Origin of the sequence: Pseudomonas sp. GZD-209 (assembly GCF_049310485.1) — a bacterium.
GTDB classification, from domain to species: Bacteria; Pseudomonadota; Gammaproteobacteria; order Pseudomonadales; family Pseudomonadaceae; genus Aquipseudomonas; species Aquipseudomonas sichuanensis.
The window spans coordinates 1-13,099 of record NZ_JBMOWQ010000285.1; the positions used below are offsets into that span (position 1 = coordinate 1).

The following is a 13,099-nucleotide window of genomic DNA, read 5'->3' on the forward strand; positions in this document are numbered from 1 at the left end:
CCGCTCCCACGTTGTCACAGCAGTTGCGTGGGAGCGGGCTTGCCCCGCGATGAGGCCGGTAGAGCTTTCATCGAAGGTGGATCAATGACCGATCAACCCCTGGCCCTGACCGTCGAACAGGGCCTGCACGCCGAGCAGGAATTGCTGGCCGCCGTGTGCCGTGGCGAGCGTGACGCTGGCGTGCTGTTCTGGCGCCCCACCGACCATGCGCTGGTGATGCCACGCCGGATGAGTCGCCTGGATAACTTCGAAGCCGCCTGCGCCGAGTTGGCGATCGCCGGCTGGCCGGTATTGCTGCGCGAAACCGGTGGTGAGCCTGTGCCGCAGTCGCATTCAACCGTGAACGTGGCGCTGGTCTACGTCGCGCCGCGCAGCGAAGGTGATCATGGGCGCATCGAGAATGCCTACGAGCGGCTGTGCCTGCCACTGTGCGATGTACTGCGCGAGTGGGGTGGGGTGGCGTCGGTGGGGGAAATCGATGGTGCCTTCTGCGATGGCCGCTACAACGTCAACCTGAACGGCCGCAAACTGGTGGGCACTGCCCAGCGCTGGCGCCAGGGCCTGGGCGGCAAGCGCCCGGTGGTGCTGGTGCATGGTGCACTGCTGCTGGACAACGAGCGCGAATCGATGGTGGCGGCGGTCAATCGTTTCAATGAATGTTGCGAGCTTGAACAGCGTTGCCGGGCCGACAGCCATATCGCCTTGCATGAAGTGGCGCCACAGGCGCCCTGGTTCGAGCGCCTTTCCCTGGCCTATGCCGAGGTCATTGCCGGGCTGCCGAAGGACTAGCGGGTACCGTAGACCACCATGGTCTTGCCTTTCACCTGCACCAGGCTGCGCTCCTCGAGATCCTTGAGGACGCGGCCGACCATTTCCCGTGAACAGCCGACGATGCGCCCGATCTCCTGGCGGGTGATCTTGATCTGCATGCCGTCGGGGTGGGTCATGGCGTCTGGCTGCCTGCACAGTTCGAGCAGGCAGCGGGCAACCCGGCCGGTCACGTCGAAGAAGGCCAGGTCGCCGACCTTGCGGGTGGTGTTGCGTAGCCGCTGGGCCATTTGCGCGCCGAGGGCGTAGAGAATCTCCGGGTCCTGGCGGCCCAGCTCGCGGAATTTGTCGTAGCTGATCTCGGCCACTTCGCATTCGGTCTTGGCCCGCACCCAGGCGCTGCGCTGATGCTCCTGGCCGGCGGGCTCGAACAGGCCCAGCTCACCAAAGAAGTCGCCGTTGTTGAGGTAGGCGATGATCATCTCGTGGCCGTCGTCGTCCTCGATCAGGATGGTCACCGAGCCTTTGATGATGAACGAGAGGGTCTCGGCCCGGTCGCCCGCGCAGATGATGTTGCTTTTGGCGGCGTAGCGACGGCGCTGGCAGTGCACCAGCAGCTTTTCGATGTTCTTGATCTTGGGCGCAAGGGCTGAAGAGACCATCACGAAATCCTGTTCGATGTGAGGCATTGGCTTTTTATTGAGGCTGCCTGGCGTGATGTGCCAGTCATTTGGCGCCAGCTTATCAGACACGCCCCCATGTATCGGCATGAAAGCGCTGCGCCTTGAGCTTTTCCGACAGCGTCACAAGGTCTAAGCTGGCACCCTTTTTACGAGATCGGGAGTCCGGATAGATGAAGGCACGCATCCAGTGGGCGGGTGAAGCAATGTTCCTCGGCGAGTCGGGGAGTGGCCATGTGGTGGTCATGGACGGCCCGCCCGAAGCCGGCGGCCGCAACCTTGGCGTGCGCCCGATGGAAATGCTGCTGTTGGGGCTGGGCGGTTGCAGCAGCTTCGACGTGGTCAGCATCCTCAAGAAGTCGCGCCAGGCGGTGGAGAGCTGCGAAGCCTTCCTGGAAGCCGAGCGCGCCAGTGAGGACCCCAAGGTGTTCACCAAGATCCATATGAACTTCGTGGTCAAAGGGCGTGGGCTGAAAGAAGCACAGGTCAAGCGCGCGGTGGAGCTGTCGGCCGAAAAGTACTGCTCGGCATCGATCATGCTCGAGCGTGCCGGGGTGGAAATCACCCACGGTTACGAGATTGTCGAACTCGGGTGATCGGCAATGGCGCCTGGCAGTCAGGCGCTTTGCAGGTTCAGCCGCTCAGCGGCCAGTAGCCAGGCGACGCCCGGGGTGAGCGCGAGCAGCAGCAACGGGATGTTGAACAGCAGTAGCCCGAGTATTTCGCTGGTGCTCCAGGTGTTGCCGAAACATTGGGCAAACAGCATGCACTGCAGCAGTGCCGTGACCACGGCGGCCAAGCCGAACAGGGCGATAAGCGTACGACGCTTGCGGCAGTGGTAAGCCAGCAGCAGGAACAGCAGCAGCCCAGGCACTGTGAGCAGCAGCATCTCGACCACGCTGTTGCTGTCGGGCTCGCCGAGGTCGGGCAGTTGCAGGCTGAAGGCGGTTTGCCTGATGGCCGCTGTCATCAGGCAGACAAACCCATAGGCAACCGGTATCAGCCCTAGGCTTTGCAGCAACCGAGCCGTGATCAGTCGGAACTTCAACGGCGCAACGCCGGCAGCCACTGCAACAGGCGCTCGGGTAGCCTGGCTCGCAGCTGTGCACTCAAGGCTTCCCGTCGTTTCTGGTACAGCAGGCCCAGGCCGATGACGCCAAGGCCGATCAGGGTGAGCACCAGCGGGAACAGCAGCGAGTCGGCAAATACCTCGTAGGACAGATAGCCGAGATAGGCCGCCACACCCATCGCTCCGAACACCATGAACACCGGCCGGCGCAACAACACGGCCAGCCCCATCAGCCCCAGGTTGATCAGGCAATACAATGCCTTGCCCAGTTCGCTGGCGCTGTCCATCGACGTCAGCCCGCCCCAGAACGCCAGCAGGCCGGCCAGGTAGCCCCAGCCAGCGTAGTCCTGGCGGGTGCGGCCATCGACGCCGACAAACACCACCAGCGCGGCCAGGCCGAACCACACCGAGACCGTTCGTCGCTGCTCCCAGCTGAACACATCGCCATACACCCACTCGGTCAGGTCCATGGACATGAACCACAGTGCAAGCGCGATCGACATGACGATGAACGGGAAGGGCACCAGGCGCAGCATCAGCAGGCCGGCCACCACGGTTGCGGCCTCCATGGCCAGCCAGCCGCCCTGCACATAGGTGTAGTACTGGTGATAGTCACCCTGGGCATCGTCCAGCGGCCACCAGCCCACCAGCCGTTCCACGGCGAATACCGCCAGTGGCACGATACTCACCGCGACGGCCGCCAGCACGCCGGCGGCGATGGGCTGCCCGCGGCGTTGCAGGGACAGGGCGAACAGGGTGAGGGTAACGATGTAGAGCAGGGCGATGGCCAGCAGTGCACTGTCGCCGATGCGCATCCAGGCTTCGGTGAGCAACCAGCCCATCGCCCCCATGATCAGCAGGGCGCCGAAGTAGAAGGCGATGTGGGCCAGCTGGAAGCTGCCGCGGCTTTGTGGTTGCTGGCTGAGGAAGTCCAGCAGTGCGCGGTCCTGGCCCGGTTGCAGTACACCGGCGTCTACCGCGCGTGCCAGGTCCTTGGCGTCGAAGCGTTCCATGCGCTGTGCCTCAGATGCGGTAGGTGCTCTTGGTCATGACCTTGGCCATCAGGCTCATGCCGAAACGGATGGGCGCCGGGAAGCGATAGCCGCCAGCTTCCAGCGCGGATTCGGCGTGGTGCTCTTCGTCGACGCGCATCTGTTCGAGGATGGCGCGGGATTTGCCATCGCTCTCGGGGATCTGTTCAAGGTGCTCGTCCAGGTGTTTGCACACCTGATGCTCGGTGGCGGCGACGAAACCCAGGCTGACCTTGTCGCTGACCAGGCCGGCGAGTGCGCCGATGCCGAAGGACATGCCGTAGAACAACGGGTTGAGCACGCTGGGGTGGCTGTTGAGCTGGCGAATACGCTGCTCGCACCAGGCCAGGTGGTCGATTTCTTCTTCTGCCGCATGCTCCATGGCCTTGCGCACCTGGGGCAGCTTGGCGGTCAGGGCCTGGCCCTGGTAGAGCGCCTGGGCGCAGACTTCACCGGTGTGGTTGATGCGCATCAGGCCGGCGACGTGGCGGCTCTGCTGTTCGTCGAGTTCAGCGTCGGGCTGGATGATCGCCGGTGACGGGCGCGAAGGTTGGCCGCTGAAGGGGAGCAGGGTGCGCATGGCGGTATCGGCCTGCAGCAACAAGCGGTCGAGCGGCGAGTAGTGACGTTCGGTAGCCATCGGGCACCTCCACTAGAGTGTGCCCGACAGTTTACCGCAATCGGCTGGAGGGGGCTTGCCCTGGATCAGCCCGGTGGCCAGTGCATCTGGCGCTGGCCAAGCACGTGCATATGGATGTGGTAGACGGTCTGGCCGCCTTTGGGGTTGCAGTTCATGACGACGCGGAAGCCTTCCTCGCAGCCTTGCTCGATGGCCAGGCGCTGGGCGGTGAAGAGGATGTGCCCGGCCAGGGCTTTGTCTTCTTCGGTCAGGTCGTTGAGGGTGCGGATGTGTTTTTTCGGGATGACCAGGAAATGCACCGGCGCCGCGGGGGCGATATCCTTGAAGGCCAGAATCTGGTCATCTTCGTAGATGATATCCGCCGGGATTTCCCGGTTGATGATTTTGAGGAATAGATCGTCCACAGCACTTGCTCCATGGTGAGTGTCCGGGCCGAGTGTACTGAGCCCGCTGCCACTCGCCCAGTGCTTATTCCATGCCGACCGGGCAGTAGCGACGGTGGATCACGCCGGCCAGCTTGCGCGTCAACCAGCGCGGCAACAGGCGCGGGGCAAAGGCCAGCCAGCGGTTACGGCGGCCTGGGATGATTCGCGCGCGGTTCTTGTCCAGGGCGCGTACGGTGTACAGCGCGATCTCCTCGGGGCTCGGGCTGTTGGCGTCGAGGCGAGGAATGCGCCGGCGCGACGAACGAACCGGCCCGGGGCATAGCACCGAGACTTTGATCCCGGTGCGCCCGAGCTCTTCGCGCAAGGCTTCGCTGAAGCTGAGCACATAGGCCTTGCTGGCGGCGTAGGCGGCCATCCAGGGGCCTGGCGCGACCCCGGCCAGGCCTGCGACATTGAGGATCTGCCCGCCACCCTGCACGGCCATCAGGTTGCCGATGGCATGGCACAGGCGGCTCAGGGCCAGGATATTGACCTCCAGCAGGTCCTGCTCGTCGGCCCATTCATGGGCAAGGAAGGGCCCGTAGGTGCGTTGGCCTGCGCAGTTGACCAGCAGGTCGATGCGCCGCTCGCCTTCCTCCAGTTCAAGCACGAACCCTGACAGGCGCAGAGGCTGGCTGAGGTCGCAGGCGCGGAACAGCACTTCCACGCCAAAACGCTGGGTCAGTTCGATGGCCACCGGCTCCAGCGTCTCGCGCTGGCGTGCCACCAGGATCAGATTGCGCCCGCGCCGCGCCAGGGCCTCCGCCAGGGCCAGGCCCAGGCCGGTGGAAGCGCCGGTAATCATGGCGTAACGGGTCATGCAAGGCTCCTGGGGCGTAAGGGGCGCCTAGTTTACAGCCTGGTTGGTTTGCTACAAGGCGTTGCTGCGTAGCTGTTGGGCGCGATCCAGGGCGCCTTGGTATTCGCTGTGCAGGCGTTCGATCAGGGCTGCGGCGCTGGGCAGGTCGTTGATCTCGCCGACGCCCTGGCCTGCGGACCAGACGGTCTTCCAGGCCTTGGCTTCCTCGTCCAGCGGCTTGAGCTTGCCGGCCTCATGGCTGCTGGTGAGCGCCGCCAGGTCGTAGCCGGCCTGTTCCAGGCTTTGCCGCAAAAAGCTGGCCGGGATACCGGATACCGCTGGCGTGTGGATGATATCGGCGGCTGTTGCGCCGAGGATCATCTGTTTATAGGCGTCCTGCGCCTGGCTCTCACGGGTGGCGATGAAGCGTGTGCCCATGTAGCCCAGGTCTGCCCCCAGCAATTGCGCTGCGAGCAGTTCGTGGCCGTGGTTGAGGCAGCCCGCCAGCAGCAGGGTCTTGTCGAAGAACTGGCGGATCTCGGCGATCAGGGCGAACGGGCTCCAGGTCCCGGCATGGCCACCAGCGCCGGCTGCCACGGCGATCAGCCCATCGACACCGGCCTCTGCCGCTTTCTGCGCATGGCGCCGGGTGGTCACGTCATGGAACACCAGGCCGCCGTAACCGTGCACTGCATCCACCACCTCCTTCACTGCACCGAGGCTGGTGATGACGATGGGCACGCGATGCTCGACGCACAGGGCCAGGTCGGCCTGCAGGCGTGGATTGCTCGGATGGACGATCAGGTTGACTGCATAGGGGGCTGGCGCCTGCAACTGAGCCAGGCCTGCCTCGATCTCCTCCAGCCAGGCCTTGAAGCCTGCGCTGTCGCGCTGGTTGAGCGCGGGGAAGCTGCCCACCACACCGCTGGCGCAACAGGCCAGCACCAGTTGCGGGTTGGAAATCAGGAACATCGGCGCGGCCACCAGTGGCAGGCGCAGCCGCTGTTGCAGCGAGGCGGGCAGGGACATGGCGAAACTCCTGTGCAGGGCGGGTTATCGTCAGAACGGTTTGACCACCACCAGAATTACGATCCCCAGCAGGATCAGTACCGGCGCCTCGTTGAACCAGCGATAGTACACGTGGCTGCGGGTATTGGTGCCGGCGGCGAAGCGTTTGCGCTGGGCGCCGCAGATATGATGGTAGGCGGTAAGCAGCACCACCAGGGTCAACTTGGCGTGCAGCCAGCCCTGGCTCAGCCAGCCGGGGTTGAGGTAGAGCATCCAGCCGCCGAACACATAGGTGGCGATCATTGCTGGGTTCATGATGCCTCGGTACAGCTTGCGCTCCATGGTGATGAAGCGCTCGAGGCTGATGCTGTCCTGGCTCTGGGCGTGGTAGACGAACAGGCGTGGCAGGTAGAACAGGCCGGCGAACCAGCAAACCACGCTGACGATGTGCAGCGCCTTGATCCATAGATAGAGCATGTGCGGTTCCTTCAGGTTTTCACGGTCGTGCGAATAGTAGTGGGCAAGCGCCGAAGGGTCATGGGAATAGTTGTTACAGGCCTGCCGGGCCCCTATTATCGTGCGCTTTCCAGTGGGCTCGTTGATAAGGGGCAAGCGTTATGATCAAGGTCGGTATCGTCGGCGGCACGGGTTACACCGGTGTCGAACTGCTGCGTCTGCTGGCGCAGCATCCACAGGCCGAAGTGGCGGTCATCACTTCGCGCTCCGAAGCGGGCGTGGCGGTTGCCGACATGTACCCCAACCTGCGCGGCCACTACGACGGGCTGTGTTTCAGCGTGCCGGACAGCAAGGCGCTGGGCGCCTGTGATGTGGTGTTCTTCGCCACCCCGCACGGTGTGGCCCACGCCCTGGCCGGCGAGCTGCTGGCGGCGGGCACCAAGGTCATCGACCTGTCCGCCGACTTCCGCCTGCAGGACGCCGTGGAGTGGGGCAAGTGGTACGGGCAGCCGCACGGCGCGCCTGAACTGCTCAAGGACGCGGTCTACGGCTTGCCTGAAGTGAACCGCGAGAAGATCCGCCAGGCGCGCCTGATCGCCGTGCCCGGTTGCTACCCGACCGCTACCCAGCTGGGCTTCCTGCCGTTGCTGGAAGCTGGCCTGGCCGACCCTTCGCGGCTGATCGCCGACTGCAAGTCCGGCGTCAGTGGTGCAGGCCGTGGTGCCGCCGTAGGTTCGCTGTTCTGCGAGGCCGGCGAGAGCATGAAGGCCTATGCGGTCAAAGGGCACCGCCATCTGCCTGAAATCAGCCAAGGGCTGCGTCTGGCCGCAGGCAAGGACATCGGCCTGACCTTTGTGCCCCACCTGACCCCGATGATCCGCGGCATTCACGCCACCCTTTATGCCAACGTCGTTGATACGTCGGTCGATTTGCAGGCGCTGTTCGAAAAACGCTATGCCAACGAACCGTTCGTCGACGTGATGCCGGCCGGCAGCCACCCGGAGACTCGCAGTGTGCGCGGCGCCAACGTCTGCCGTATCGCTGTGCACCGGCCACAGGGTGGCGACCTGGTGGTGGTGCTCTCGGTGATCGACAACCTGGTCAAGGGCGCGTCCGGCCAGGCGGTGCAGAACCTGAACATCTTGTTCGGGCTGGACGAGCGCATGGGCCTGTCCCACGCCGGCCTGTTGCCGTAAGCCTGCACTGTTGTAAAGGGCCCGCCGTGTGCGGGCCTTTTTCATGGGGGCGACTAAAGCAGCACAATTGTTGACCGATTTTCTCGGACAAGCGGATAATACGCGCCATCGAGTTTTATGGCGGCACTGCGCCGGGAGAATCAACATGAGCGTCGAAACCTTCACCCCCACGGCTTTGGAGTTCACCCCAGGGGCTGCACACAAGGTGAAGAGCCTGGTCAACGAAGAGGGCAACGAGCGTCTGAAGCTGCGCGTTTTCGTGACGGGCGGTGGTTGCTCGGGCTTCCAGTACGGCTTCACCTTCGATGAAGACGTGGCCGAGGATGACACTATCGTCGAGCGTGAAGGTGTCGCGCTGGTGGTCGACCCGATGAGCTTCCAGTACCTGGCGGGCGCCGAAGTGGACTACCAGGAAGGCCTGGAAGGTTCGCGCTTCGTGATCAAGAACCCGAATGCCAGCACCACCTGTGGCTGTGGTTCGTCGTTCTCGATCTGATCTGTGGGCTGACATGAAAACGCCGCGCATTTGCGCGGCGTTTTGCATTGTGCGGCTGGCTACGCGGGGTAGATGGCGCCGAGGACGCGCAGGCCCCTGGCGGCGGTGACGCTGGGCCGGTTGGCGGGGATGCGTTGCAGGCAGCAATGGGCCAGCCAGGCAAAGGCCATGGCCTCGACCCAGTCCGGATCGACGCCGTGCGCCGCTGTGCTGGACACCTGGGCACCTGGCAGCAGTTGCGCCAAGCGTGCCATCAGCGCGCCGTTGCGGGCGCCTCCGCCGCACACCAGCAAGGCTTCGGTGCCTTGTTGAGCCTGGCCTAGCGAGTCGATGATGCTGCGTGCAGTCAGCTCCAGCAGGGTGGCCTGTACGTCTTCGTCGCGGTAGCTGGGCAGTTGGGCGAGATGGCCGTCGAGCCAAGGCAGGTTGAAGACCTCGCGGCCGGTGCTTTTCGGGCCGCTGCCAGCGAAGAACGGGTCGCTCAGCAGTGCATGGAGCAAGGCCGGCTGCACCGCCCCGCTGGCCGCCCAGGCGCCATCGGCATCAAATACCTGGCCGCGCTTGCGCTCGATCCAGGCGTCCAGCAGCACATTGCCCGGCCCGCAGTCGAAGCCATGCACTGGCTTGTCCTTCTCGATCAGGCTGAGGTTGCTGAAACCGCCCACATTGAGAATCGCCAGTCGCTGGCCAAGGTGGCCGAACAGCGCTTCATGGAAGGCCGGCACCAGCGGCGCGCCCTGGCCGCCCGCGGCCACGTCGCGGCGCCTGAAGTCACCGACCACACAGATGCCGGTCAGCTCGGCCAGCAGCGCCGGGTTGCCGATCTGTACCGTAAAGCCGCGGGCGGGTTCGTGGCGAATGGTCTGCCCATGGCTGCCGATGGCGTCGATGGCATCGGGCTGCAGGCCTTGCTCGCGCAGCAGGGAGTTGATCCCTTCGGCGGCGAGGGTGGCCCAGTGGTTCTCCGCCAGTGCCGCGCGGGCGATCTCGTCGGGGCCGCTGGCGCAGAGGCCAAGCAGCTGCTGGCGCAGGTCGGTGGGCATGGGGATGTAGTGGGTGGCGAGCAGCCGAAGCTGCTCGCGTTGTTCGATCAGGGCGATGTCCAGGCCATCAAGGCTGGTCCCGGACATCACGCCAAGATAGAGCGCCATGTGGTCAGCGCTTGTTGGCGGCGAGCAGGGTGGCCTTTTCCTGATCCATACGGGCGATCAAGGGTTGGCTCTGCTGGTTGAAGCGCGCGCGCTCAGCCTTGGCGATCGGGTCGGCCATCGGCACCTTCTGGCTCAGCGGGTCGACGTGCACGCCGTTGACCTGGAACTCGTAGTGCAGGTGTGGGCCGGTCGACAGGCCGGTAGTGCCGATGTAGCCGATGACCTGGCCTTGTTTGACGCTGCTGCCGGTCTTGATGCCCTTGGCAAAGCCCTGCATGTGGCCGTACAGCGTCTTGTACGCGTTGCCGTGGGCAATGATCACGGTGTTGCCATAGCCGCCGCGGCGCCCGGCCAGCTCGATGCGCCCATCGCCGGCAGCCTTGATCGGTGTGCCGCGCGGGGCGGCGTAATCGACACCCTTGTGGGCGCGGATCTTGTTCAGGATCGGGTGTTTGCGGCCGGCGGAAAAGCGCGAACTGATGCGGGCGAAGTCCACCGGCGTACGGATGAACGCCTTGCGCAGGCTGTTGCCATCGGCTGTGTAGTAGTTGGTGTTGCCTTGCTTGTTGGTGTAACGCACGGCGGTGTAGGTCTTGCCGCGGTTGGTGAAGCGGGCCGACAGGATGTTGCCGGTGCCGACCACCTTGCCGTCCATCATCTTCTGCTCGTAGACCACGTCGAATTCGTCGCCCGGGCGGATGTCCTGGGCGAAGTCGATGTCGTAACCGAGGATGCGTGCCATGTCCATGGTCATGCTGTGGGACAGGCCCGCGCGCTGGGCCGAGGCCGAAAGCGAACTCTTGATCACGCCGTGGGCGTAGGCGGTGCGCATGACCGGCTTGCTGACTTCGCGATCGAAGCTGAAGCCCTTGTCGGTACGGGTCAGGCGGATGGTTTCGAGGTTGCTGACCTTGCTGTGCAGGCTGGTCAGTTGGCCGTTCTTGTCCAGTTCGAACTGCAGCACCTGGCCATGCTTGAGCTGGCTGAACTGCTTGGCCTGCTTGTTGCTCGCCAGCAGGTCGTGGACGGCGTTGGCCGGCAGGCCAACCTTGTTGAACAGTGTGGAGAGCGTATCGCCGCGGGCCACGACTACCTCGCGGTGGCCGGGGGCCTTGTCTTCCTGTTTGGCGACGGGGGCGGGCTCGGGCTTGCTCTCGGGCTTGGCCTGGGCGGTGTCCGCTTCATCGCCTTCGATCTGGGCGAAGGGCGAGTCGGTGCGTTGTTCGGATTGCACCAGTGGCGCGGCGCGGGACTCTTCCTTCAACTGCTCTGCCGGGCTCTCCAGCTCCAGGCTGAGCGTGGTTTTCTTGGCTTCTACTTCGCTGGAAGGGAATACCAGCAAGGCCAGGCTGAGGAGAGCAGCGATGCCGCTGGCGGCCAACAGATGGCTTTTCGGATAAAGCGGGGGCGCTTTAGGCGTTTCGTTGGTCATAAGTGAGGTGACTTTGAAAAGGGTGAAGTGGAAAAGATGAATGACATGATGAAGATGAAATAACTGTATAAAATATAACCAAATCCATTCTCGCGCAAGGGCGCGTAGACGTTGCGCTGCGCCGTTCGGGTCACATTCCGTTGCGAAACTTGTATTTGATGGCCGATCTTGTATGGTTGGCTCCCCTTGAATCTGAGCCTTGCGGGTCTGTCTATGAAGTCTGTTGAAGAGCAGCTGGCGCTAATCAAGCGCGGTGCGGAAGAGGTATTGGTCGAGTCGGAACTGGTGGAGAAGCTCAAGCGCGGCCAGCCGCTGCGTATCAAAGCGGGCTTCGACCCTACCGCGCCGGACCTGCACCTGGGCCACACGGTGCTGATCAACAAGCTGCGCCAGTTCCAGGATCTGGGTCACCAGGTGATCTTCCTGATTGGTGACTTCACCGGCATGATCGGTGACCCGAGCGGCAAGAGTGCCACTCGCCCGCCGCTGACGCGCGAACAGGTGCTGGATAACGCCGAGACCTATAAGCAGCAGGTGTTCAAGATTCTTGACCCGGCCAAGACCGAGGTCGCGTTCAACTCCACCTGGATGGATAAGCTCACGCCGGCTGATTTCATCCGCCTGGCCTCGCAGTACACGGTCGCGCGCATGCTCGAGCGTGACGACTTCGACAAGCGCTACAGCAGCAACCAGCCGATCGCGATCCATGAGTTCCTCTATCCGCTGGTACAGGGCTATGACTCGGTGGCGCTGAAGGCGGACGTCGAGCTGGGCGGCACGGACCAGAAATTCAACCTGCTGATGGGGCGTGAGCTGCAGCGCTCTTATGGCCAGGAGGCGCAGAACATCGTCACCATGCCGCTGCTCGAAGGGCTTGATGGCGTTAAGAAGATGTCCAAGTCGTTGGGCAACTATGTCGGTATCCAGGAAGCGCCGGGCGTGATGTTCAGCAAGCTCGTGTCGATCCCGGACACCTTGATGTGGCGTTACTTCGAGCTGCTCAGCTTCCGTTCCATGGAAGAGATTGACCAGTTCCGTGCGGATGTGGCGCAGGGCGCAAATCCGCGCGACATCAAGATCAAGCTGGCGGAAGAAATCGTAGCGCGCTTCCATGGTGAAGAGGCTGCTGCCAATGCTCACCGTGCGGCGGGCAATCGGATGAAGGAGGGCGAGCTGCCTGAAGATCTGCCCGAGATCGAAGTTGCTGCGGCTGAAGACTTGCCGATTGCTGCCGTGTTGAACCGGGCTGGGCTTGTGAAAAACTCGGCACAGGCGCGGGATCTGCTCAGTGCTGGCGCCGTGAAGGTTGATGGCGCAGTGGTTGAGCGTGATTTCATGTTTGCCCTGGGCGCTACCCATGTGTGCCAGGCGGGCAAGAAGGCCTTTGCTCGGGTAACTCTTAAAGCAGAGTGATCTCCTGGCAGCACAGCTATATATAGAAGCGGGGGAGGCCGATAGGCCTCCCCCGCTTTGTTTTCAGGCAAATGAAGCTTTCTTGAAATTAAAGGTTGACGGGGTTTCAGATCCCCTTATAATGCGCCCCACTTCCAGCGACAACGGAACGCAAAACTCCTTGAGATTCAATGAGTTAAGCGAATCGAAAGCTCCGGAAGCGTTTCGGTCTCAGGATCGGCAGCGGTGAAAAAAGGTGGTTGACAGCAGGTTGTAACGCTGTATGATTCGCCTCCCGCTACGAGAGATCGCAGCGAGTTAAGCGGTTGAAGCTAAACGAGTTTTTCGGAAAGAACTTCAAAATAAACGCTTGACAGCCAATGAGGAAGGCGTAGAATGCGCGCCTCGGTTGAGACGAAAAGCTCTTAGCCAAACGCTCTTTAACAAATTGAATCAAGCAATTCGTGTGGGTGCTTGTGAGTACGGACTGATAGTCAAAAAGATTATCAGCATCACAAGTGGCCATGCGAGAAATCACATAGTCATTTGAGATTGC

15 protein-coding genes and 1 pseudogene are annotated in these 13,099 nt (G+C 63.0%); 5 read left to right on the forward strand and 11 right to left on the reverse strand.

From position 1 onward, the window contains the following. Positions 1-84 precede the first annotated feature (84 nt). Positions 85-789, forward strand: a complete 705-nt coding sequence (locus tag ACO6VM_RS26960) for a lipoate--protein ligase family protein (protein ID WP_110994265.1) — start codon at positions 85-87, stop codon at positions 787-789. Here ACO6VM_RS26960 and crp read toward each other — a convergent pair. Beyond that, positions 786-1,430: a cAMP-activated global transcriptional regulator CRP gene (gene crp / locus ACO6VM_RS26965; RefSeq protein WP_110994327.1), complete on the reverse strand. Its 645-nt coding sequence runs from the start codon at positions 1,428-1,430 to the stop codon at positions 786-788. The two genes, ACO6VM_RS26960 and crp, sit on opposite strands and share 4 nt — an antisense overlap. Positions 1,431-1,621: 191 nt before the next feature. Here crp and ACO6VM_RS26970 point away from each other — a divergent pair, with 191 nt between their 5' ends. Next, the gene (locus ACO6VM_RS26970) at positions 1,622-2,044 is read left to right on the forward strand and encodes an OsmC family protein (RefSeq protein WP_004376171.1); all 423 of its coding nucleotides are present in this window, start codon (positions 1,622-1,624) and stop codon (positions 2,042-2,044) included. A gap of 20 nt (positions 2,045-2,064) precedes the next feature. Here ACO6VM_RS26970 and ACO6VM_RS26975 read toward each other — a convergent pair whose 3' ends face one another. From ACO6VM_RS26975 to hemJ, 7 genes are all read right to left on the reverse strand, one after another. Next, positions 2,065-2,418: a hypothetical protein gene (locus ACO6VM_RS26975; protein WP_401057647.1), complete on the reverse strand. Its 354-nt coding sequence runs from the start codon at positions 2,416-2,418 to the stop codon at positions 2,065-2,067. Between the two features lie 74 nt (positions 2,419-2,492). Further along, the gene (locus ACO6VM_RS26980) at positions 2,493-3,530 is read right to left on the reverse strand and encodes a DUF2157 domain-containing protein (protein WP_422404055.1); all 1,038 of its coding nucleotides are present in this window, start codon (positions 3,528-3,530) and stop codon (positions 2,493-2,495) included. 10 nt (positions 3,531-3,540) lie between these two features. Continuing rightward, positions 3,541-4,188, reverse strand: a complete 648-nt coding sequence (gene coq7 / locus ACO6VM_RS26985; protein WP_110994262.1) for a 2-polyprenyl-3-methyl-6-methoxy-1,4-benzoquinone monooxygenase — start codon at positions 4,186-4,188, stop codon at positions 3,541-3,543. A 65-nt stretch (positions 4,189-4,253) separates the two neighbouring features. After that, positions 4,254-4,592: a histidine triad nucleotide-binding protein gene (locus ACO6VM_RS26990; protein ID WP_153785970.1), complete on the reverse strand. Its 339-nt coding sequence runs from the start codon at positions 4,590-4,592 to the stop codon at positions 4,254-4,256. Positions 4,593-4,656: 64 nt separating this feature from the next. Then, positions 4,657-5,433 carry an SDR family NAD(P)-dependent oxidoreductase gene (locus ACO6VM_RS26995; protein ID WP_390966108.1) on the reverse strand — a complete coding sequence of 259 codons (777 nt, stop codon included), beginning with the start codon at positions 5,431-5,433 and terminating at the stop codon, positions 4,657-4,659. A gap of 51 nt (positions 5,434-5,484) precedes the next feature. Then, on the reverse strand, positions 5,485-6,441 hold the full coding sequence (locus ACO6VM_RS27000) for an NAD(P)H-dependent flavin oxidoreductase (protein ID WP_401057649.1): 957 nt from the start codon (positions 6,439-6,441) through the stop codon (positions 5,485-5,487). 30 nt (positions 6,442-6,471) lie between these two features. Further along, on the reverse strand, positions 6,472-6,897 hold the full coding sequence (hemJ, locus tag ACO6VM_RS27005) for a protoporphyrinogen oxidase HemJ (protein WP_125462371.1): 426 nt from the start codon (positions 6,895-6,897) through the stop codon (positions 6,472-6,474). A 140-nt stretch (positions 6,898-7,037) separates the two neighbouring features. Between hemJ and argC the strand changes: the two genes are divergently transcribed. After that, the gene (argC, locus tag ACO6VM_RS27010; protein WP_110994258.1) at positions 7,038-8,072 is read left to right on the forward strand and encodes an N-acetyl-gamma-glutamyl-phosphate reductase; all 1,035 of its coding nucleotides are present in this window, start codon (positions 7,038-7,040) and stop codon (positions 8,070-8,072) included. Between the two features lie 145 nt (positions 8,073-8,217). Then, positions 8,218-8,568: an iron-sulfur cluster insertion protein ErpA gene (gene erpA, locus ACO6VM_RS27015; RefSeq protein ID WP_401057650.1), complete on the forward strand. Its 351-nt coding sequence runs from the start codon at positions 8,218-8,220 to the stop codon at positions 8,566-8,568. 59 nt (positions 8,569-8,627) lie between these two features. Here the strand turns inward: erpA and ACO6VM_RS27020 are convergent, their stop codons facing one another. Together ACO6VM_RS27020 and ACO6VM_RS27025 are read right to left on the reverse strand one after the other, a co-directional pair. Beyond that, a complete protein-coding gene (locus tag ACO6VM_RS27020) occupies positions 8,628-9,719 on the reverse strand; it encodes an anhydro-N-acetylmuramic acid kinase (protein ID WP_401057651.1) in 1,092 nt (363 codons plus the stop codon). A 4-nt stretch (positions 9,720-9,723) separates the two neighbouring features. Continuing rightward, positions 9,724-11,151, reverse strand: a complete 1,428-nt coding sequence (locus ACO6VM_RS27025) for a peptidoglycan DD-metalloendopeptidase family protein (RefSeq protein ID WP_401057652.1) — start codon at positions 11,149-11,151, stop codon at positions 9,724-9,726. A 213-nt stretch (positions 11,152-11,364) separates the two neighbouring features. Between ACO6VM_RS27025 and tyrS the strand changes: the two genes are divergently transcribed. Beyond that, positions 11,365-12,564, forward strand: coding sequence for a tyrosine--tRNA ligase (tyrS, locus tag ACO6VM_RS27030; protein WP_401057655.1), 1,200 nt, complete (start codon positions 11,365-11,367; stop codon positions 12,562-12,564). Between the two features lie 277 nt (positions 12,565-12,841). On the opposite strand, the pseudogene ACO6VM_RS27035 reads toward tyrS, so the two are convergent. After that, positions 12,842-13,099: pseudogene (locus tag ACO6VM_RS27035) on the reverse strand (hypothetical protein); the annotation flags it as partial.